Source organism: Parvimonas micra (assembly GCF_037482165.1).
GTDB lineage: Bacteria > Bacillota > Clostridia > Tissierellales > Peptoniphilaceae > Parvimonas.
The window spans coordinates 1,235,955-1,256,010 of the sequence record NZ_CP148048.1 but is presented as its reverse complement, the minus strand read 5'-3'; the positions used below and the strand labels follow the sequence as shown (position 1 = coordinate 1,256,010).

Genomic DNA, 20,056 nt, shown 5'->3' with positions numbered 1-20,056 from the left:
CTCCAATTACTTATTAATTTTTAATAGATGTTTCAAGATAATGTCAGCTGTTTCTTCTATAGCTTTTGCTGATACATCTATTACAGGACAGCCTATTTTTTTCATTATTCGGCTAGAATATTCAAGTTCTTCAAGTATTCTATTTGAATTTGAATAAATACTATTATCAGGAAGACCTAAAGATTTCAGTCTTTCCTTTCTTATACTTTCCAACTTTTCGGGTGTGTTAGTTAAGCCTATAACTTTTTTGGGCGAAACTTGGAATAATTCTTCAGGTACAGGTGTTTCTGGTACCAGAGGAATATTTGCAACTCTAATATTTTTATTTGCAAGATACATTGACAAAGGAGTCTTAGATGTTCGAGAAATTCCAATTATTACAAGGTCTGCAATCAAAACTCCTCTAGGATCTTTGCCATCATCGTAACGAACTGCAAATTCGATAGAGTCAATTCTTTTAAAATATTCTTCATTCAGCTTTCTAAGAGCCCCTGGTGTATTTCCAGGAGTAATATTGCTCACTCTTTGGATAGCTAAAATGGACGCAGAAAGCAAATCTACATTAGTTATAGAATGTAATTCTGAAAACTTTTTAACATAATCCAAAAGTGGAGCATCAACTAAAGAATAAAATAAAATAGAATTTTCAGTTTCTTTACATTTGTTCAGTATCTCAGAAAGATCTGAAAACTCTCTTATATGAGAAAATCTTTTAAGAGCATACTTAATGTTATTAAACTGAGCAAGAGCGGCACGTGCAAGTTGCTCCGCTGTTTCTCCCGTAGAGTCGGAAATTAAAAAAATGTTAAGCATTTATCTTCCTCCTTACTAAATATATTATAAACTTTTAACTAAGGAAATACAAGTTTTTTAATGATTTTACTTTTAAAATTAAATATGATAAAATTAGAAGATAATATTGATTAATAATTCTTTTGATATATTAATCCAATTATTTGAAATGATTATAATAACAAGTTTTATGGTATATAATAGATTATTAATTAGATATTTTCGTAAAAATGGAGGTGTATTTTTTGATGGAAGATACCAAAAAAGTAAATTCAGGAAAAAAATTAGCTAAAAAGATATGTATATTTGTCGGAGCGTTAATTTTATCAATTTATTTATTAGGTGTTATAATATTTTCTTTTATTGCTCTGCCTAACACTAAAATAAATGGTAATGATGTAAGTTATGTAATGATTGATGATGTTTTTAATAAAGACTGGACAGATGTTTCTATTAAGTTAAATCGTTCTGATGGAAAAAGTGATTTTTTTAAACCTGAAAAGATAAATTATAAGGAAGAATATTTAGCGGATAAGAAAATTTTACAAAATCAATTCACTTGGCCTATGGCATTTTTCACAAGTCGCGATTTCAAATTGGAAGTAAATATTAGTTATGATAATGATAAGTTTGAAGAATTTTTACAAAATACTTTAATTTTAAAGGGTATGAAACATCCAGAAGATGCTAAGATAGTATATAAAGATGGCAAGTATAGTATTCAAGATGAAGTTATGGGAACTTATACAACAAAAGAAAAATTGAAAGAAGCCATTTTACTTGCTCTCTCTGAGAGAAAAGAAAGTATTGATATGAATACTATTTCTGAACAACCAAAACTTAAAAAAGATGATAAATCTTTACAAGATGCTCTTTCAAAATATGAAAAAATTTCAAAGTTAAAATATGAAATAAATATCGGTTCAAATAAAGAAGTATTAGATGGTGAAATTTTAGCAAATATTTTTACTTTTGTCGATGGAGAATTGAAACCTGATGAACAAAAGGCAAGAGATTATGTAAGAAGACTTGCAATTAAATATGATACTTTTGGAATGGATAGAAAATTCCAAACTACTGGAAAGGGAGAAGTTGTGATTCCTGGAAAAGATGGAATATATGGTTGGCAAATTGATGTTAATAAGACTAAAGATGTTTTAGTTGAAAAACTATTAAAATTTGAATCTGATACAATTGATCCAGTTTTCTTGCACCAAGGATTATATTATGATAAAGAGGATGATATAGGTAAAACTTACATTGAAATTGACCTTACTAGACAACATATGTGGTTTTACAAAGAAGGAAAACTTCTTTTAGATACTGATATAGTTACTGGGGATGTAAGCAAAAACGTTGAAACACCTGTAGGTGTAATGAAAGTTTGGAGTAGAGAAAAAGACAGAAATCTTAAAGGTCTTTCTCCACAAGGATATGATTATGTTGCACATGTTGACTATTGGATGCCTATAAACTGGAAAGGTGTAGGAATTCACGATGCTACTTGGAGAAACGGAAAATTCGGAGGAGAAATATATAAGACATCAGGAAGTTATGGTTGTATAAATACTCCGCTAGAAAAAGTAAAACAAATTTACGATAATGTTGAGATAAATACTCCAGTTATAATTTATAAGAGTAATTAGAAATGAATTTAGTTTAGTGATTAAGGCTGATTTTTTCAGTTTTAGTTACTAAACTTTTTTTGTTTATTATAATTTTTAAAAACAAATCGCAAGCTGATTTACTGGTAACGGTAAGCTATTTAACAAAGGTACTTCCTTATCCGTCATCTTGAGCATAGTCAATCTAGCCCTAACTTTTGTTGTTTATTCTTAAACAACAAACAGTAGGTCTGACGGGAGTAATTGCATCTTTAGATACAATTATCCTGAAGATATCAACTATTGCTTGTTTACAAGCAATAGTATTTCTGAAAGAAATCCTAAAAAATTTTTGATGTATTTTCGATACATTTACTTTTGCTAAAGCAAAAGTATGAGATTTCCTAAAGCTTTTTTATTAAGGAATTATGTTTTTAGGTCCTATTGAGCCATTTTCTTTTTATATAATCAAAATTACTAATATTTGACTGTTGACTTTTTACTTTAATTATATTATATATTATAGTGTAAGAATAAATAGAAGGGAGATTTAATTATGGATTTGCTAATAAAAAAATTGACTAACAGTATTATTCAAATTATTGTATTTTCATTAATACCATTTTTATGGTGGTTAGTTACTTCAAGAAAAAAGATGAGTTTTTTTGAATGGATTGGATTAAAAAAAGTAAAAAATTTAAAAGAAAATAAACTTTCTGCATGGATTCTTATGGTAATAGTTTTAGTTTCAATTTTCTCAGTTTTTATCTTCTATATACTTAAAAATGTGAATGTTGCATATTCTGAGTATACAGGATTAGGAATTAAGGCTTTGCCTTCAATATTAGTTTATGCATTTTTTAATACTTCTTTTCCTGAAGAAATATTATTTAGAGGTTTTCTTTTAAAAAGAATTGGAAATAAATTTGGATTTACAGTAGGGAATCTAATTCAAGCACTATTATTTGGTTGTATTCATGGAATTTTGTTTTTCTCTGCTGTTGGAATTTTAAAAAGTATTGTAATAACTTTATTTACTGGAATGATTGGTTGGATAATTGGTTATATAAATGAAAAAAAAGCTGGAGGCTCAATATTAATAGGTTGGGGAATGCATGCATTTTTCAATACAGTTTCAGGCATTTGTTATACTTTTTTAGTATAATAGTATAATTTATAGGAGGAGTTAAAAAAGCAATGGAAAATTTACAGGAAAAAAAGTGGTATGATAATGTTTTATGGATTTGTATAATAAGTTATGCAATTATATATATTACTCAAATTGTTGGAGGATGGATTACACCTAGATTACTTAGACTATTATTTACATCTGGATTGTTCAAAGCTAATGAATTTAGTTATACATTTATTATGTATATTCTATCCATTTATATATGGTTTGGAGTTCTTTTTGTACTATTAGTTTTTAAAAATAATCATTATATAATCGATAAAATAACAACTAAGGCTAAAGGAAATACTATAGCATATTTATTTTTAGGATTATTATTAGGCTTTGTGTTAAATGGATTTTGCGCTTTAATTGCTATGATAAATGGAGATTTTCCTTTACGATTTAGTCTGTTTGAAATGTTTCCTGCAATTGGCTTGCTATTTGCCGTTTTTGTTCAATCTTCGGCGGAAGAGCTTTTATGCAGAGGCTTTATGTATCAAAGATTATTAAAATCTACTAATAGTCCTGCTTTTGTTATCATATTCAATTCATTATTCTTTGCAGCATTACATTTGTTCAATAATGGAATGTCTATTTTGCCATTTTACTGTATATTTATTTTTGGAGTTTTCGCATCCATGATTATATATTATTTTGACAGTTTATGGATGGCAATGGGATTGCATACAATGTGGAATTTTACTCAAAGCATATTACTTGGATTGCCAAATAGTGGAAATAATGTTCCATATTCAATTTTTAAAATTGGAGGTTCAGTAAAAGGAAGTTTTGCTTATAATCCAACATTTGGACTAGAGGGAACAATCTTATCATCTGTTTTGATGACAGTTTGTTGTTTGGCATTATATCTTTGGAAATCAAAGAAAAATAAAGAAGAAGTAGTTTTAAATTAACAATTAATAAAGTTTAGCTTTTAAGATAAAATAATTTTTTCTTAAATACTAAACTTTTTTTGTTGATTTTTTGTATTATCTGTATTATAATATATAATACAAGGAGATGAGAGAAATGTTTTTTATTGATACTTTGTCGGAAGTTCCTATTTACACTCAGATTTGCAATGGAATCATCAAAGAAATTGCAGAGGGAAATTTAAAAAATGGAGATGAATTACCATCTGTTAGACAACTTGCAAAAGATTTTGGAATAAATCCTATGACTGTAAATAAAGCTTATGGAATTTTAAAGAGTGAAAATGTAATAGAGATTGACAGACGTGTAGGCTCGATTGTATATGTTAGATGCACGGAAAAAAATATTGAAAACATAAAAGAGAATTTACAAAATTTAATTAATGAAGTTAAAATGAGAAATCTTGGAAAAGAGTTCTTACTAGATTTTATAGAAAGGAGTTTTTAATATGGCTTATGATTTAATTTTAATTGGATGTCTATGGATGGTTTTTGCTATAAGTTATTTTTCACAAAAGAAAGGATTTTCTTACAATAATGGAAAAATTTTGCTTACTACAATTCCCATAAATGAGGTAGATAGTGAGGAAGTTCAAGAGATTAGTAAAAAAGGGTTAAAGAGTTTTAAATTGCTTAATTTAGTATTTTTTATACTCTCATTTTCCCTATTATTTATTAATACTGATATAGAAATTATACTCCTTCTTGGAATATTATTTGCTTATTTAATTTCAATTGGGGTGTTATCAGATAAATATATAAAACAAATGAGAAAATTAAAAAAGGAAAAGAACTTTGCGAGTTTTACGAGAAAGTATGTTGACATAACAGTTAATAGAGAAATAGATAAGCAAAAACTTCCTATTTTAGTATGGTTAATTCCTTTGTTGGTTTTTATTGGAGGATTTTCTATTTTTGGAACTTTTGCTGATATGGAGTTAATTTTGTTTATAAGTTTATCGACAACATTAGTAGCAATGATATTTATTGGACTTTTTTGGAGAAAGACTAGAATAACAGTTATAAGTGATGATAGAGAGAAAAACTTAAATATAAATAAAATGAAAATTATAAAATTTCAAAATAAAGTTTTTACTTTGGTAAATTTATATTCTGTTTTATTTTTAGTTTTAATATATTTACAAAAAATGGATAAATACTCTTTTATTCCTTTTGTGGGATATATCATTTCTATTACATTTTTTGTATTCTATCTTATATATACCATTAATAAAATTGACAGAGAAATAAGCAGTAATATTGAAGATGATAAATTTATTGAAGATCAAGATGAGTACTATGACATTTTTGGATATAAAAATCCTAATGATCCAAGACTTTTAGTATCTGACCCGATGAATAGTAGTAGTAGTACAGTTATTAATCGAGGAAATAAAAAAGGGAAAATATTATTTGCTTTTACTAATATGCTTATCGCATTTGTAATTATATTAGCGCTAGCACTAACTTTTGAAAAAGATTGGAAAGTTGAAATTTCAGATACTGTTAAAATTTCCACAATACTTTATAAAGATAATATAAAACAAAGTGATATTGAGAATTTAGAATTGCTTGATAAATTTCCTGAAAAAAGAGCTATTAGGATGAATGGTGGAGCTACTAAAGAAAAGGCATATGGTAATTTCTCTTTAGAGGGAGAAGGAAATGTTAGGCTTTATGTTTTCAACAAAACAGATAAGGTCATAAAGATAAGCAGAAAAAATGAAAAGCCAGTTTATATTAATATGAGAACTAATGAGGAAACTGAACAACTTTATGAAAAATTGAAAAATTTTGTGGATAAATAGGAGGGAATTATGGACTTTTTAAGAGAACATTTTTTAATTTTATTGCCAATTATTATTATAAATATAACATTATTAGTAGTTGCATTAAGACATTGCTTAAAACATCAAAATTATAGATATGGAAATAGATTGATATGGATTTGTGTGATAGTTCTTATTCAAACTATTGGACCTATTTCATATTTTGTATTTGGAAGTGAAGAATAATGAATATTTTAACTGTAAATAATCTAAGAAAAACTTTTAATGGAAATGACGTAATCAAAGATTTATCTTTTAGTATAAAAGAAAAGCAGATTTTTGGATTTCTAGGGAAAAATGGTGCTGGAAAGACAACCACTATGAAAATCATTTTAGGTTTTTTAAAAGCTGATTGTGGGGAGATTTTAGTTTTTGATGAAAAAGTCCATTTTGGAAATACGAAAACTAATAGATTTATTGGATATTTGCCTGATGTTCCAGAATTCTATGATTATATGACTTCAAAAGAATACCTTAATTTATGTGGAGAAATCACGGGATTATCAAAATCAGAAATTAAAGAAAGAACTGAAGAAATGTTAAATTTAGTTGGCTTAAAAGACGAGAATAAAAGGATTGGAAAATTTTCAAGAGGCATGAAACAACGTCTTGGAATTGCTCAAGCATTATTCAATAAGCCTAAATTACTAATCTGCGATGAACCAACTTCTGCTTTAGATCCAATCGGTAGAAAAGAAATTTTGGATATACTATTAAAGATTAAGGAGCATACGACTGTATTGTTCTCAACTCATATTCTACAAGATGTTGAAAGAGTTTGTGATGAGTTTTTGATATTAAATGAAGGTGTTAATTGTTTAAATGGAAATATATCTGATATTAAAAATATGGGATTTAAAGATAAAATTTCTATAGAATTCTTTAATATTGAAGATAGAGATTTGTTTCTAAGTAAATTTGAAACTAATAATATTAAAGTAGAATTAAATGATTGCTCTGTGATATTTTCTTCTTTTGAAAATTTGAAATATATAGAAAATAGAATATTTAGAACAGTTTTAGATAATGATTTGCTTATTGGTAGCTACAATATAATTAAGCCTTCATTAGAAGATTTATTTATAGAGGTGATAAAATGAAAATATTTATAGCATTGTTAAAGAAAGAATATCTTGAAAGTGTTAGAAATAAAAAATTATTTATAATGTCTTTTATATTTTTATTTCTTGGTATTCTAGGTCCTATTACAGCAAAAATTTCTCCTGAAATTTTAAAATCATTTTTAGGAGAAGAGCTAGCTAAAGGACTTCAAGAGCCTACATTTATAGATTCATGGGTACAGTTTTTTAAAAATGTAACTCAACTGGGCTTTATATTTATAGTTATAATTTTCAGTAATTATATAGTAAATGAGTTTTCTAAAAAAACATTAGTAAATTTAGTTGCAAAGGGATTGCCTAGATTTCAGATAGTAATTTCTAAAATGGTTTTTGCCTCTTTACTATGGACAGTATCTTTGATTATTTACTGTTTAATCTTTAACATATATACAACATATATATTTAAAGAAAATGTTGAGATATTACTTGCAATAAAGGCTTCAATCCCAATTTGGATATTTGGAATATTTTTAATAATCTTGGAATGTTTTGCAAGCTTTGTTTTTAGAAATACTGTTGGAGCTTTATCAACTTTAGTTATAACAGTTGCATTACAATTTTTAATTGGAATGTATGATAAAATAGCTAAGTTTTTACCAATTTTTCTATTTTCAGATAATATTAATTTAATTAAGGGAAGTATATCATTTGCAGATTATAGATATTCGATTTTAACTACAATATTACTTACAATTTTGATGATTTTTACATCTATTTTTGTATTAAATAGAAAAGAAATTTAAAAATGCATTGTCTATTTGACAATGCATTTTTTAAATTATTTTAACAGTTCTAATATATGTTTTTCAATATCTTTTGGTTCAGTTTGCGGAGCAAATCTTGAAACGACATTTCCATTTTTATCTATAAGAAATTTTGTGAAATTCCATTTTATTTTATTTCCCAAAAGACCAGATTTTTTTGCTTTTAAAAACTTATATAATGGGTGAGTGTCTTTTCCGTTAACTTCTATTTTTTCAAACATAGGGAAAGTTACTCCGTAGTTCATACTACAAAATGTTTTAATTTCTTGATTAGATCCAGAATCTTGATTTTTAAATTGATTACAAGGGAATCCTAAAACTACAAAATCCTTATTCTTATATTCGTCATATAATTTTTGTAATCCCTCAAATTGAGGGGTAAAACCACAACTGCTAGCTGTATTTACTATAAGTAAAACTTTGTTTTTAAATTGTTCCATTGAAACTTCATTTCCATCAATGTCATTTACTTTAAAATCATAAATATTCATTTCTACCTCCGATAATATGTATAAGATATACTTATTTTAATACCCTTAAAATTAGAATAACAAACATAAATTAACTTGTTTTAATAAGAAAAATTTAATATAAATAAATATTTTTAATAATTTTATAATTATTAAAAGAGAAATATCGAAAAATAAACAACTTTTATAAATTGTTTAAAATAAAAAGTTAATTTGAATGTTTATTAAATTAATTGAATAAAATATTTGACTTTTTTATGCTTTTATAGTACAATAATACTCGTATTTTATAATAAACGATGAAGAGGACGGAGCTTGTGAATTAACTCAGAGAGATAGTGTCAGGTGCAAACTATTTTATGAAGCAAACTCGTATCAACTTGGAGTTTTTTGGTTAATCCCGTTAAAGATTTTTGAGTGATTTAAGATTATTATAATCTTAAATAATTTGGGTGGTAACACGGAAAAATTTCGTCCCTAAGATCTTATCTTAGGGATTTTTTTATAGAAAAAATGGAGGTATATATGGCAAAGTTTAGAGAGCTTTCAAAAGAGTCCGTTAAGGATAGAGAAATGAAAATATCTGAATATTGGAATGAGATAGATTTGTTGCATGAATCTGTAAATTCAAGAGAGGGACATGATAATTATATTTTTTATGATGGTCCTCCTACAGCAAATGGTAAACCCGGTATTCACCATGTTATAAGTCGTACTTTAAAGGATATGACTTGTAGATATAAAACAATGAAAGGTTTTAAGGTAAAGAGAAAAGCAGGTTGGGATACTCACGGACTACCTGTTGAAATTGAAGTTGAAAAGAAATTAGGTCTTTCAAGCAAAAAAGATATTGAAAATTATGGAGTAGAAAAATTCTGTAAGGAATGTAGAGATTCTGTTTTCGTTTATGAAAGTAAATGGAGAGAAATGTCTGAAAGAATGGCTTTCTTGGCTGATATGAACAATCCTTACATCACTCTTGACAACAATTATATTGAATCTGTTTGGAATCTTTTGAATGAGATTTTTAAAAAAGGTTTAATGTATGAGGGAGCAAAGATTCTACCATATTGTCCACGTTGTGGAACTGGTCTTGCATCTCACGAAGTAGCTCAAGGTTATGAAATGATTAAGACTACAACAGTTTATGCAAAATTTAAGAAGAAAGATGAAGATGCTTATTTTATTGCTTGGACAACAACACCTTGGACTCTTCCTTCTAATGTTGCTTTGACTGTTAATCCTAATGTAACCTATGTAAAGGTAAAATATAAAGATGAATATTATTATTTAGCGGAAAATTTAGCAACTAAAGTTTTAGGAGAAGATTATGAAGTTGTCGAAAAATTCTTAGGAAAAGATATGGAATATTGGGAATATGAACAACTTATTCCTGAAATTGACGTAAAACAAAAAGCATTTTTTGTAACTCTTGCTGACTATGTAACTGTTGAAGACGGTACAGGTATCGTTCATAGTGCTCCAGCTTTCGGGGAAGATGATTATCAAACAGGAAGAAGATACAATCTTCCTTTGATTAATCCTGTTAATGAAGAAGGAAAATTCAGCACTACAAGATATGAAGGTAGACCAGTTATGGAATGTGACGCTGATATTATCACATATCTTTTTGAAAATAATAAGGCATTGAAAAAACAAAAGGTTGAACATAATTATCCACATTGTTGGAGATGTCATACACCTTTAATTTATTATTCAAAACCATCTTGGTATATTGAAGTTACTAAATATAAAGATAAATTAATTGAAAATGCAAAGGCTGTAAATTTCTATCCTGACTTTGTTGGAGAAAAGAGATTTGCAAACTGGCTTGAAAACTTAAATGACTGGGCAATTAGCCGTTCAAGATATTGGGGAACTCCTTTTAATGTTTGGAAATGTGATTGTGGACATTGTACAAGTGTTGGTTCAAGAAAAGAATTAGCTGAAAGAAGTATAGAAGATATTGATGAAAATATTGAATTGCATAGACCTTATGTTGATAATGTTCATTTAAAATGTGAAAAATGTGGTGGCACAATGACAAGAGAAAAAGACGTTATTGACGTTTGGTTTGACTCCGGAGCGATGCCTTTTGCACAACATCATTATCCTTTTGAAAACAAGGAAAACTTTGGAGAATTATTCCCTGCAGATTTCATTAGTGAAGGAATTGACCAAACTCGTGGATGGTTCTATTCATTACTTGCAATTTCAACATTAATAACTGGAAAATCTCCATATAAAAATGTTTTGGTAAATGATTTGATTTTGGATAAAGACGGTAAGAAGATGAGTAAATCTCGTGGAAATACAATTGATCCGATAGAATTGTTTGATAAATACGGTGCAGATGCAGTGAGATTTTATTCACTTTATGTTTCACCACCTTGGGTTCCAACTAGATTTGACGTTGAAGGACTTAGAGAAATTGAAAGCAAATTCTTCAGATCTTTCAAAAATACTTATAATTTCTTCCAACTTTATTCAGGAACAGATGACATAGATCCAAGAGAGTTCTTTGTAGAATACAATAAGAGACCTGAAATAGACAGATGGATATTGTCTCGTTATAATAATCTTTTGAAAATGTATAACGAAAATATGGATAAATTTGAAGTTACAAAGGTTGTTCGTGCAATTTCTGATTTTGTAATAGAAGATTTATCAAATTGGTATATCAGAAGAAATAGAAGAAGATTTTGGAATACAGAAGTTGATGATGATAAAAAAGCTGTTTACAATACAACTTATGAAATTTTACTTGGAGTTTCAAAGATTATTGCACCTATTACTCCTTTTGTTGCAGAAGAAATGTATCGTAATTTAACTGACAAGAAGAGTGTTCATTTAGATTTTATTCCTGAATGTGATGAAAGTTTAATTGATGAAGCATTGGAAGAAAAAATGGATATCGTTAGAAATCTTGTAACAATTGGTCGTGCAAGTCGTGAAAAAGTTAAGATTAAAGTTAGACAACCACTTTCTGAAATAGTTGTTGATTTTGCTTTAAAAGAAAAAATTGGCGACTTAGAAGAATTGATTAAGGAAGAACTTAATGTTAAAAAAGTTGTATTCGAAAAAGATTTATCAGGCTTTATGAATTATATGTTAAAACCAGATTTCAAAGTTTGTGGTAAAATTTTAGGAGCTAAAATTAAAGAATTTGGAAAATTCTTAAATGAAACAAATCCAAAAGAATTTTTAGAAAAACTTGAAAAAGGTTCTGTTTTTGTAAATCTAAATGGAGAAGAAACTGAAATCTTAAAAGAATATGTTGATGTAAAAGTTAGTGCAAAAGAAGGCTTTGACGTTACTATGGAAAATAATCTTTTCGTAATTTTAGACACAACTTTAACTGATGAATTGCTTGACGAAGGCTTTGCAAGAGAAGTAATTTCAAAAATACAACAAATGAGAAAATCTGCTGATTTTGATGTTCTTGATGAAATTATAATAAAATGTGCATGTTCAGAAAGATTGAAAAAAGCAGTTGAAAACTACAAAGAATTTATAATGAAAGAAACTTTAGGTGTTGAATTGACTTTTGTTGACAATTTGAATACAGAGGAAGTTGATTTTAATGGAGAAGTTGGAAAATTATTTGTAGAAAGAGTATAATAAAAAACATTGAAAAACAACGGGTAAAAATCCGTTGTTTTTTTTGTGCAAAAATAGGAAATAGAAAAAGCACAGAAATTCTGTGCTTTAATTTAAATTTTTTATAAGTTTTCTCTAAATAGAGGCATACTCATACATCTTGGACCTCCACGTCCTCTAGATAATTCACCTGAATTAATCTTATGAAGTTTTACTCCTTTTTCTTCAAGTAATTGATTTGTTATAGTATTTCTATCATAAACGATAGCTTCTCTAGGTGCTATAGCTAAAGTGTTATATCCGTCAGACCATTGTTCTCTATGAGTATCTAAAAGTCCGCCTTTTCCTTCACGGATAAAGTCAATTTTATCAACATGTAGATACTTTTTTAATACAACTTCTATATCAGTTGATTCAACTTCAACTTTTATTTTTCCATCAACTAATTTTAGTGAATAAATCTCTAATGTCTTTTCAATTTCAGGGTGTAGAGTGAATAAATCTCTATCAACTGAAGTTAAAACAGTATCAAGATGCATAAAAGCTCTGTTGTTTGGAATTACCAAAGCTAATACGGTTTTTACTCCATTTTCATCTTCAAGGAGTCTTTTCGCAATAGTTTCAATAGCCATTGGTGTTGAACGTTGAGAAACACCGATAGCAACAACATCTTCAGATAAAACTAAAATATCTCCGCCTTCAATTGAAGGAATATCTGTTCTATCATACCATTTTTTAATTCCTTTAAATTCTTTATGATGTTCAAATATTTGTTTTCCAAAAAGAGTTTCTCTTCTTCTTGTAACGGACCACATTGTATGAAGACTTACTCCGTCTTTAATGAATGAAAAAGGATCTCTTGTAAAATACAAATTAGGAAGTGGTTTTGAAATGAAAAAATCATTCTTTGAAATAAGTTCGCTTAAAGTTGAAGGTTCTTTCAAATCTACTTCGTTTTTTCTAACACCTTCCATCATTTTTAAAACTAATTCCTTATTGTCTTTGATAGAAAATAAATATTCTTTTAATAATCTTTTTTCGTTTTCTACATGCACATCTGCATTATCAAAGAATTCTTCAATAAAAGCAGTTCTTATACCGTCATCATAAAGACTTTCAGCACACAAATCTTCAAGATAGAACACTTCACATCCATTTTGTCTAAAAATGTTTGCAAACATATCATGTTCTTTTTGTGCATTATCCAAAAAAGGAATTTCATCAAAAAGAAGCTCATCAAGTAAATAAGGTGTCAAGTTTAAAAGTTCTTTATGAGGTCTGTGAAGTAAAACTGATTTTAATTTTCCAATTTCAGAATTTACATTAATTTTCATAGCTCCCTCCTTAAACTTATTAAATATATTATAACAGATAAAATATTTAAAGACAATACATTTTTATAGATATATTGACAAATACGAAACAAAGTTTTACATTTTCTGTATTATATTTTTTGGTAAGTTTAAATAATAAATAAAATATATTTTATTTGAAAAAAAAAGTAAATTTATTACGTGAAAACAATTAGCAAAGAAATGCTACTAACACGTCATCTCGACCGAAATGAAGGGGAAGCGAATCTAGCCCTAACTTAGATTATTTACTTGTAAAGAGAATTAGCTAATTCACGTCAAAATACTTAGCATAGTAAAGCTCCTTACACGTCATCTCGAGAGTAGACAATCTAGCCCTAACTTTATTTACCTATAAAGAGAATAAACTAATTCACGTGAAAACAATTAGCAAAGTAAAGCCTCTAAAACGTCATCTCGAGCGAAGTCGAGAGATCTCATACTTTTGCTTTAGCAAAAGTAAATGTATCGAAGATACATAAAAAATCTTCTAGGATTTCTTTCAGAAATACCATTGCTTGTAAAAGAGCTTACGATTTATTAAAAAAATTATAACGAACAAAAAAACTGACTATCATTGCAGTCAGTTTATAATTCGTGTTTATGATTTTTCTTAATTTATTTTTATCTGTATGTTTTTTTTATTCTTGTAGTTAAAACTAAAAGTGCAACAAATGTAATTCCCATTTGGATTAAATTTGGCAATGTTCTTGAAACAACATAGTACCAAAATCCTTTACCTCTTGTTACAGAAAGCCAAAAGCTGTCTAAAAAGATTGTAACAACAAAAGAAAGAATACAAATAAGTGCAACTTTTAAAGTTATAGAAAGTTTACTTTCTTTTTCAATATTTTTTCCAAGTATAAGTCCTGGGAAAAATCCCATTATCATATTTGTAAACATATATCCCGGAAAATACATTCCAGGAGAACCTAAGGTCATGAAATATATCAATGGATCAGAAGCACCACCGATTATAGTTCCAAGTGTAGGTCCTAATAATATACCAGAAAATAGCATCGGTATAAATCTAAGTGTTATTCTTCCACTTCTAGGAGGGAATAAATAAATATTTTGATATGACAAAATAACTGTTAAAGCTATCATAAGTCCTGCGATAGCTAATTGTGTGGTTGTAAACCTATTTTTTTTCATTTTTCTCCTTTCAAAAATCAATGCCAACAGTGGATGCGAAAACTAACCACGAGAAATCTCTTCGTTTACAAGCAACATCCCATCTTGTAACACTTAATGCAAGTTTCCTACTCTGCCTAAAAAAATAGGCTACTATTGGTATCACACGAATACTATAATATTTTATAAGATTTTTAAAATAAAGTCAAGATTGAAACAGTAAACAAAAAATTATAAGTTGTTTTTCTATTATAATTTGTAAATTTTGAGTATTTATGGTAAAATATCACTTGTGAGAAAATATATTTTTTAGATAGAGGTGAGTTATGGGATTTTTTAGTGATATTTTTAATTCTTCTTCAAAGAGAGTTAAAAAGATAAATCCAATCGTAGACAAAATAATGTCTTACGAAGAAAAATATTCAAAATTAACAGATGATGAACTTAGAAATAATACAGAAATATTTAAAACTAGATTAGCAAATGGAGAAACTTTAGACGATATTTTACCTGAAGCTTTTGCAACAGTTAGAGAAGCGGCTTATAGAGTTTTAGGTATGAAACATTATAGAGTACAGTTAATTGGTGGGGTTGTTCTTCACGAAGGAAGAATTGCCGAAATGAAAACAGGTGAAGGAAAAACTTTAGTTGCAACTTTACCTTCATATTTAAATGCTCTTACAGGTAAGGGTGTTCATATAGTAACAGTAAATGATTACCTTGCAAAGAGAGATAAAGAGTGGATGGGTAAAATTCACGAATTTTTAGGGTTAAAAGTTGGTTGTATTTTACATGGTCTTACAAATGATGAAAGACGTGAAAACTACAATTGTGATATTACTTACGGAACTAACTCAGAATTTGGTTTCGACTACCTTAGAGATAATATGGTTGTTTACAAGGAAGAACTTGTTCAAAGAGGACTTAATTATGCAATCGTCGACGAAGTTGACTCGATTTTAATCGACGAAGCTAGAACTCCACTTATTATTTCAGGTGAAGGAGATCAATCAACTGATTTATATGCACTTGCTGATAGATTTGTAAAGAGTTTAAAGGGAAGAATTGCAGATCCAAGTGAAGAAAATGAAGACTTTTACAACAGAGAACTTAGAGAAGAAACTGTTGATTTTGTAGTTAATGAAAAACATAAAACGGCAAACTTAACTGAAATAGGTACTGAAAAAGCAGAAGAATTTTTTGGACTTGTAAATCTTTCAGATCCAGTTAATATGGAAGTAGCACATCATATAAACCAAGCATTAAAAGCTAACAATACAATGCAAAGAGATGTTGACTATGTTGTAAGTGAAGACGGAGAAATCCTAATCGTAGATGAATTTACTGGACGTATAATGGAAGGTAGAAGATATAGTGAAGGACTTCACCAAGCTATTGAAGCTAAAGAAGGTGTTGAAATCAAGTCTGAATCTAGAACTCTTGCAACAATCACTTACCAAAATTACTTCAGAATGTATGAAAAACTTGCTGGTATGACAGGAACTGCAAAGACTGAAGAAGATGAATTTAATGAAATTTATCACATGGACGTTATTGAAATTCCAACAAATAAACCAGTTATAAGAATAGATCATCATGATAGAGTTTATTTAACTGAAGAAGCTAAATTTAAAGCAATTGTTGAAGAAATAGAAAGAATTCATTCAACAGGACAACCTGTGCTTGTTGGTACAATTTCAATTGAAATTTCTGAATTACTAAGCGCAATGCTTAAGAAAAAAAGAATAGAACATGATGTATTGAATGCTAAATTCCATGCAAGAGAAGCTGAAATAGTTGCCCAAGCTGGGGTTTATGGTAAAGTTACAATTGCAACAAACATGGCAGGCCGTGGTACCGATATTCTTTTAGGTGGTAATCCTGACTTTATGGCTAAACATGAAATGAAGAAAAATGGAACACCACAATATGTTTTAGATAATTTAGATGCTTTCTGGGAAACTGATGATGAAGAAATCTTAAAAGCTAGAGAAGAATTTAAAAAATTGTATGAAAAATATAAAGCTCAAACCGATGAAAATGCTAAAAAAGTAATTGAAGCTGGTGGACTTTTCATTGTAGGTACTGAAAGACATGAATCAAGACGTATCGACAATCAGTTAAGAGGACGTGCTGGTCGTCAAGGAGACCCTGGTGAATCAAGATTTTTCGTTTCACTTACAGATAACTTAATGCGTCTATTCGGCGGAGAAGCTATTCAAAGATTTGCAATGAATAGAAATTATGACCCAGACGAAGTGTTAGAATTTAAATCTGTTACTAGAGGAATTGAAAGATCTCAAGAAAGAGTTGAAGCAAATAACTTTGGTATCAGAAAGAATGTATTAAAATATGATGACGTTATGAATGTTCAAAGAAATGTAATTTACAAAGAAAGACGTGCAGTTCTTGACGGAGCAGATATGAAAGATACTATTCAAGAAATGTTAATTGAATTCATAGATGCAACTGTTGAACAATATTCTAACGGAAAAAATATTGAATTAAATGATTTGAAAATGGCAATTGAAAATGCATATTTACCACATGGTATCTTGAATTTTGAAGAAATGAAAGGACTAAACAAACAAGAATTAAAATCTTACATTACTGATGTTTCTCAAAAATTCTATGCTGAAAAAGAAGAACAAATCGGTGAAGAACAAATGAGAGAAATCGAAAGAGTAATTATGCTTATGGTTGTCGATAGAAAATGGATGGATCATATAGATGCTATGGATCAATTAAGACAAGGTATCGGCATAAGATCTTATGGACAACAAGACCCTGTAAGAGCATACGGAGCAGAAGGCTTTGAAATGTTTAACGAAATGAACGAATCAATCAAAGTAGACGTTCTAAAAGGGTTATTCAATATCCAACCTGCAGGAGCTGAAATCGAAAGAGAAAGAGCTGCAAAAGAAGTTTCTACAAATGTTCAAGACGAACAAACAACAGTTGTTAAAGGAAAACAAGTTGGAAGAAATGATCCATGCCCTTGCGGAAGCGGTAAAAAATATAAAAAATGTTGTGGAAGAAATAAATAGATAAGTTAGAGGAAAGAGTGAAGTTATTTCGCTCTTTTCTGCTAATAGAAAGGAAATATATGTCAAGAAGAAAGAAAAAATATTTAGAGGGAATAATTGAAAAAGTTAATTTTCCAAATATGTCTGAATTTACTTTTGAAGATAAAAAAGTAAATTTCAAAGGTGGTATTGAAGGACAAAAAGTTTCTGTAGTTGTTGGAAGAAAAAGAGAAAAACATATGGAAGCAAAACTTTTGGAAATTTTAGAAAAAAGTCAACTTGAAACAAATCCAACTTGTCCAAACTATTTGGAATGTGGAGGTTGTAGCTATCAAAGTGTTCCCTATGAATACGAACTTAAACTAAAACAAAGACAGATAAAGGAACTTTTTGAAGATGTATATTCAGATCAACCTGAAATATTTGAAAGTCCTTTAAAAACAGCATACAGAAACAAAATGGAATATACTTTTGCAGATATGTATAAAGACAGTCTAATAATGCTTGGAATGCACAAGAAGAATAGATTTTACGAAGTTGTAGATACAAAAGAATGTAATTTAGTACATAGAGATTTTGAAATAATAAGAAATGCAATTATCGACTTCGTAAGAGAAAAAAATCTTCCATTTGTTAAAAAGAGAACTCACGAAGGGCTGTTAAGACATTTAATCATTCGTTATGCACTAACAACCGGCGAAATAATGGTGAATATCGTAACAACTACCCAAAGTGAATTTGATAGAAAATGTTTTGTAGATATGCTTTTGGACTTAAAACTAGAGGGAAATATAAAATCTATCGTGCATACTGAAAATGACTCACTTGCAGATGCAGTTGTTCCTGAAAAAATAAATATTATTTTTGGAAAAGAATACATAACAGAAAAAATATTCGACTTGGAATTTAAAGTAACTCCATTTTCATTCTTCCAACCAAATGTATTTGGAGCAATAAATCTTTATTCAAAAGCAATTGAACTCTGTGGAGACATAGAAAACAAAGTAGTCTTTGACCTATACTCAGGAACGGGAACAATAGGGCAAATTGTAGCTAGAAAAGCAAAAGCAGTCTATGGAATTGAAATCGTAGACGAAGCAGTCGAAAGTGCGAATAAATCCGCAAAAGAAAATGGACTAACAAATTGTACTTTCATAGCCGGAGATGTGCTGGAAGAAATTGAAAACAGAAAAGAAATGGTAGATGTAATCATCGTAGATCCACCAAGAGATGGAATAAACCAAAAAGCATTAGAAAAAATAATCTCCTGCGGAGCAAAAACAATGGTCTACATTTCCTGCAATCCAAAAACACAAAAAAGAGATGTTCAAATTCTACTTGATAATGGATACGAACTGAAAACATTAAAAATCTTTAACCAATTCCCAAGAACAGTTCATGTTGAGAGCATAGCGTTGATGCAAAGCGTGAAATAGTGAAAATCCTGCGTTTTAAGCAGTTTTGCAATTATTATGTCTTTAATGAAGATGGCGATGGAGTACGAAAAAAAGTCCTGAAAAATTATATTGATGTGAATGTTTACATTGATATGGTGTGTTGAGATACAAAGAATGATTTAGGAACCGAGAAATAAGAAATGATGAGGTGGATAATAAAAATAATCTTGTTTCCAATCAATTTGCTGAATGAGGTATTTTACTATATGATTGAGGATTTAAGGGAATAGGAGCAGATAAAAGACCTGCCTTATGTTCAGGAAGAGAAAGATAACCTTATAAATATAGTCGGAAATATTGTAGGAAAGGTCGATGTTGTAGAAAGAGAAAATAGGAATGGAGAAATCTTTAAGATGACAAATTTCTCTGTGGTATCCAAAGATGATGATGGTAATAAGGTGTATCACAATTGCTCTGCTTATGGAGATAAGGGAGACATTCCCAAAGACTTTAAGCAGGGAGATTTTGTAAAGCTCTTTGGTCAAATCAGAATTTCCATTGATGATAATAGCAAGGAGCATAGCAATGTAAGGATACTTTCTTCAAAGTTCTTAAAGGCAAAGGAACAAATGAAAGGGCAGGAGGAAAAGAAAGAATCTGTACTTGGAGCTATCAAAAAATATTAGGCTGAAGATAAGGAAAAGCCTAAAGAAAAGAAAGAAGCATCAAAAGAAGCTGAGAGATAAATTTATTGTCGGTATGGCCTTAGGACTGCACCGGCTCTTTTTTTTATTTATGAGAGTTTGAATAAAGAGAATATATTTATGAAAAAAGAATATTTTATGGTATAATGTAATAAAA

15 protein-coding genes, 1 pseudogene and 1 riboswitch are annotated in these 20,056 nt (G+C 28.7%); of the genes and pseudogenes, 12 read left to right on the top strand and 4 right to left on the bottom strand.

Features of this window, described 5'->3' with window-relative positions; translation table 11 throughout:
• Positions 1-6 precede the first annotated feature (6 nt).
• The gene (locus WFJ11_RS06065) at positions 7-813 is read right to left on the bottom strand and encodes a pyruvate, water dikinase regulatory protein (protein WP_323999680.1); all 807 of its coding nucleotides are present in this window, start codon (positions 811-813) and stop codon (positions 7-9) included.
• Positions 814-1,040: 227 nt separating this feature from the next.
• Here WFJ11_RS06065 and WFJ11_RS06060 point away from each other — a divergent pair, with 227 nt between their 5' ends.
• The 8 genes from WFJ11_RS06060 (at position 1,041) to WFJ11_RS06025 (ending at position 8,195) form a co-directional block, all read left to right on the top strand.
• Entirely contained in the window at positions 1,041-2,438 is a 1,398-nt protein-coding gene (locus WFJ11_RS06060) for a L,D-transpeptidase family protein (protein ID WP_009354489.1), read from the top strand.
• Between the two features lie 514 nt (positions 2,439-2,952).
• On the top strand, positions 2,953-3,561 hold the full coding sequence (locus tag WFJ11_RS06055) for a CPBP family intramembrane glutamic endopeptidase (protein WP_338817179.1): 609 nt from the start codon (positions 2,953-2,955) through the stop codon (positions 3,559-3,561).
• A gap of 32 nt (positions 3,562-3,593) precedes the next feature.
• Positions 3,594-4,484, top strand: coding sequence for a CPBP family intramembrane glutamic endopeptidase (locus WFJ11_RS06050; protein WP_338817178.1), 891 nt, complete (start codon positions 3,594-3,596; stop codon positions 4,482-4,484).
• 115 nt (positions 4,485-4,599) lie between these two features.
• Complete coding sequence (locus WFJ11_RS06045; RefSeq protein WP_338817176.1) at positions 4,600-4,950, top strand: GntR family transcriptional regulator; 351 nt, start codon at positions 4,600-4,602, stop codon at positions 4,948-4,950.
• Position 4,951: 1 nt separating this feature from the next.
• Positions 4,952-6,310: a hypothetical protein gene (locus WFJ11_RS06040; protein ID WP_338817175.1), complete on the top strand. Its 1,359-nt coding sequence runs from the start codon at positions 4,952-4,954 to the stop codon at positions 6,308-6,310.
• 9 nt (positions 6,311-6,319) lie between these two features.
• On the top strand, positions 6,320-6,517 hold the full coding sequence (locus WFJ11_RS06035) for a PLD nuclease N-terminal domain-containing protein (RefSeq protein WP_338817174.1): 198 nt from the start codon (positions 6,320-6,322) through the stop codon (positions 6,515-6,517).
• Complete coding sequence (locus WFJ11_RS06030) at positions 6,517-7,431, top strand: ABC transporter ATP-binding protein (RefSeq protein ID WP_338817173.1); 915 nt, start codon at positions 6,517-6,519, stop codon at positions 7,429-7,431. The genes WFJ11_RS06035 and WFJ11_RS06030 overlap by 1 nt, the downstream gene beginning before the upstream one ends.
• Entirely contained in the window at positions 7,428-8,195 is a 768-nt protein-coding gene (locus WFJ11_RS06025) for an ABC transporter permease subunit (RefSeq protein ID WP_338817172.1), read from the top strand. Before WFJ11_RS06030 ends, WFJ11_RS06025 begins: the two co-directional genes overlap by 4 nt.
• A gap of 35 nt (positions 8,196-8,230) precedes the next feature.
• On the opposite strand, the gene WFJ11_RS06020 is transcribed toward WFJ11_RS06025, so the two are convergent.
• On the bottom strand, positions 8,231-8,707 hold the full coding sequence (locus WFJ11_RS06020; protein ID WP_009354737.1) for a glutathione peroxidase: 477 nt from the start codon (positions 8,705-8,707) through the stop codon (positions 8,231-8,233).
• 504 nt (positions 8,708-9,211) lie between these two features.
• Here WFJ11_RS06020 and ileS point away from each other — a divergent pair.
• On the top strand, positions 9,212-12,307 hold the full coding sequence (gene ileS, locus WFJ11_RS06015; RefSeq protein WP_338817170.1) for an isoleucine--tRNA ligase: 3,096 nt from the start codon (positions 9,212-9,214) through the stop codon (positions 12,305-12,307).
• A gap of 101 nt (positions 12,308-12,408) precedes the next feature.
• On the opposite strand, the gene WFJ11_RS06010 is transcribed toward ileS, so the two are convergent.
• Entirely contained in the window at positions 12,409-13,620 is a 1,212-nt protein-coding gene (locus WFJ11_RS06010) for an arginine deiminase (RefSeq protein WP_338817169.1), read from the bottom strand.
• A 642-nt stretch (positions 13,621-14,262) separates the two neighbouring features.
• Entirely contained in the window at positions 14,263-14,793 is a 531-nt protein-coding gene (locus WFJ11_RS06005; protein WP_323988271.1) for a folate family ECF transporter S component, read from the bottom strand.
• A gap of 25 nt (positions 14,794-14,818) precedes the next feature.
• A riboswitch (THF riboswitch) is annotated at positions 14,819-14,910 on the bottom strand.
• A 188-nt stretch (positions 14,911-15,098) separates the two neighbouring features.
• On the opposite strand from WFJ11_RS06005, the gene secA reads away from it, so the two are divergent.
• The 3 genes and pseudogenes from secA to WFJ11_RS05990 all read left to right on the top strand — a co-directional run.
• Entirely contained in the window at positions 15,099-17,819 is a 2,721-nt protein-coding gene (gene secA / locus WFJ11_RS06000) for a preprotein translocase subunit SecA (RefSeq protein WP_269720607.1), read from the top strand.
• Between the two features lie 59 nt (positions 17,820-17,878).
• Positions 17,879-19,234, top strand: coding sequence for a 23S rRNA (uracil(1939)-C(5))-methyltransferase RlmD (gene rlmD, locus WFJ11_RS05995; protein ID WP_338817168.1), 1,356 nt, complete (start codon positions 17,879-17,881; stop codon positions 19,232-19,234).
• A 197-nt stretch (positions 19,235-19,431) separates the two neighbouring features.
• Positions 19,432-19,881, top strand: a pseudogene (locus WFJ11_RS05990) (DNA-binding protein); the annotation flags it as partial.
• Positions 19,882-20,056: the final 175 nt, after the last annotated feature.

Excerpts from the sequence above, each read along its gene's own strand:
- WFJ11_RS06065 (WP_323999680.1), bottom strand. The coding sequence starts at position 813 with ATGCTTAACATTTTTTTAATTTCCGACTCTACGGGAGAAACAGCGGAG.
- WFJ11_RS06060 (WP_009354489.1), top strand. The coding sequence starts at position 1,041 with ATGGAAGATACCAAAAAAGTAAATTCAGGAAAAAAATTAGCTAAAAAG.
- WFJ11_RS06055 (WP_338817179.1), top strand. The coding sequence starts at position 2,953 with ATGGATTTGCTAATAAAAAAATTGACTAACAGTATTATTCAAATTATT.
- WFJ11_RS06050 (WP_338817178.1), top strand. The coding sequence starts at position 3,594 with ATGGAAAATTTACAGGAAAAAAAGTGGTATGATAATGTTTTATGGATT.
- WFJ11_RS06045 (WP_338817176.1), top strand. The coding sequence starts at position 4,600 with ATGTTTTTTATTGATACTTTGTCGGAAGTTCCTATTTACACTCAGATT.
- WFJ11_RS06040 (WP_338817175.1), top strand. The coding sequence starts at position 4,952 with ATGGCTTATGATTTAATTTTAATTGGATGTCTATGGATGGTTTTTGCT.
- WFJ11_RS06035 (WP_338817174.1), top strand. The coding sequence starts at position 6,320 with ATGGACTTTTTAAGAGAACATTTTTTAATTTTATTGCCAATTATTATT.
- WFJ11_RS06030 (WP_338817173.1), top strand. The coding sequence starts at position 6,517 with ATGAATATTTTAACTGTAAATAATCTAAGAAAAACTTTTAATGGAAAT.
- WFJ11_RS06025 (WP_338817172.1), top strand. The coding sequence starts at position 7,428 with ATGAAAATATTTATAGCATTGTTAAAGAAAGAATATCTTGAAAGTGTT.
- WFJ11_RS06020 (WP_009354737.1), bottom strand. The coding sequence starts at position 8,707 with ATGAATATTTATGATTTTAAAGTAAATGACATTGATGGAAATGAAGTT.
- ileS (WP_338817170.1), top strand. The coding sequence starts at position 9,212 with ATGGCAAAGTTTAGAGAGCTTTCAAAAGAGTCCGTTAAGGATAGAGAA.
- WFJ11_RS06010 (WP_338817169.1), bottom strand. The coding sequence starts at position 13,620 with ATGAAAATTAATGTAAATTCTGAAATTGGAAAATTAAAATCAGTTTTA.
- WFJ11_RS06005 (WP_323988271.1), bottom strand. The coding sequence starts at position 14,793 with ATGAAAAAAAATAGGTTTACAACCACACAATTAGCTATCGCAGGACTT.
- secA (WP_269720607.1), top strand. The coding sequence starts at position 15,099 with ATGGGATTTTTTAGTGATATTTTTAATTCTTCTTCAAAGAGAGTTAAA.
- rlmD (WP_338817168.1), top strand. The coding sequence starts at position 17,879 with ATGTCAAGAAGAAAGAAAAAATATTTAGAGGGAATAATTGAAAAAGTT.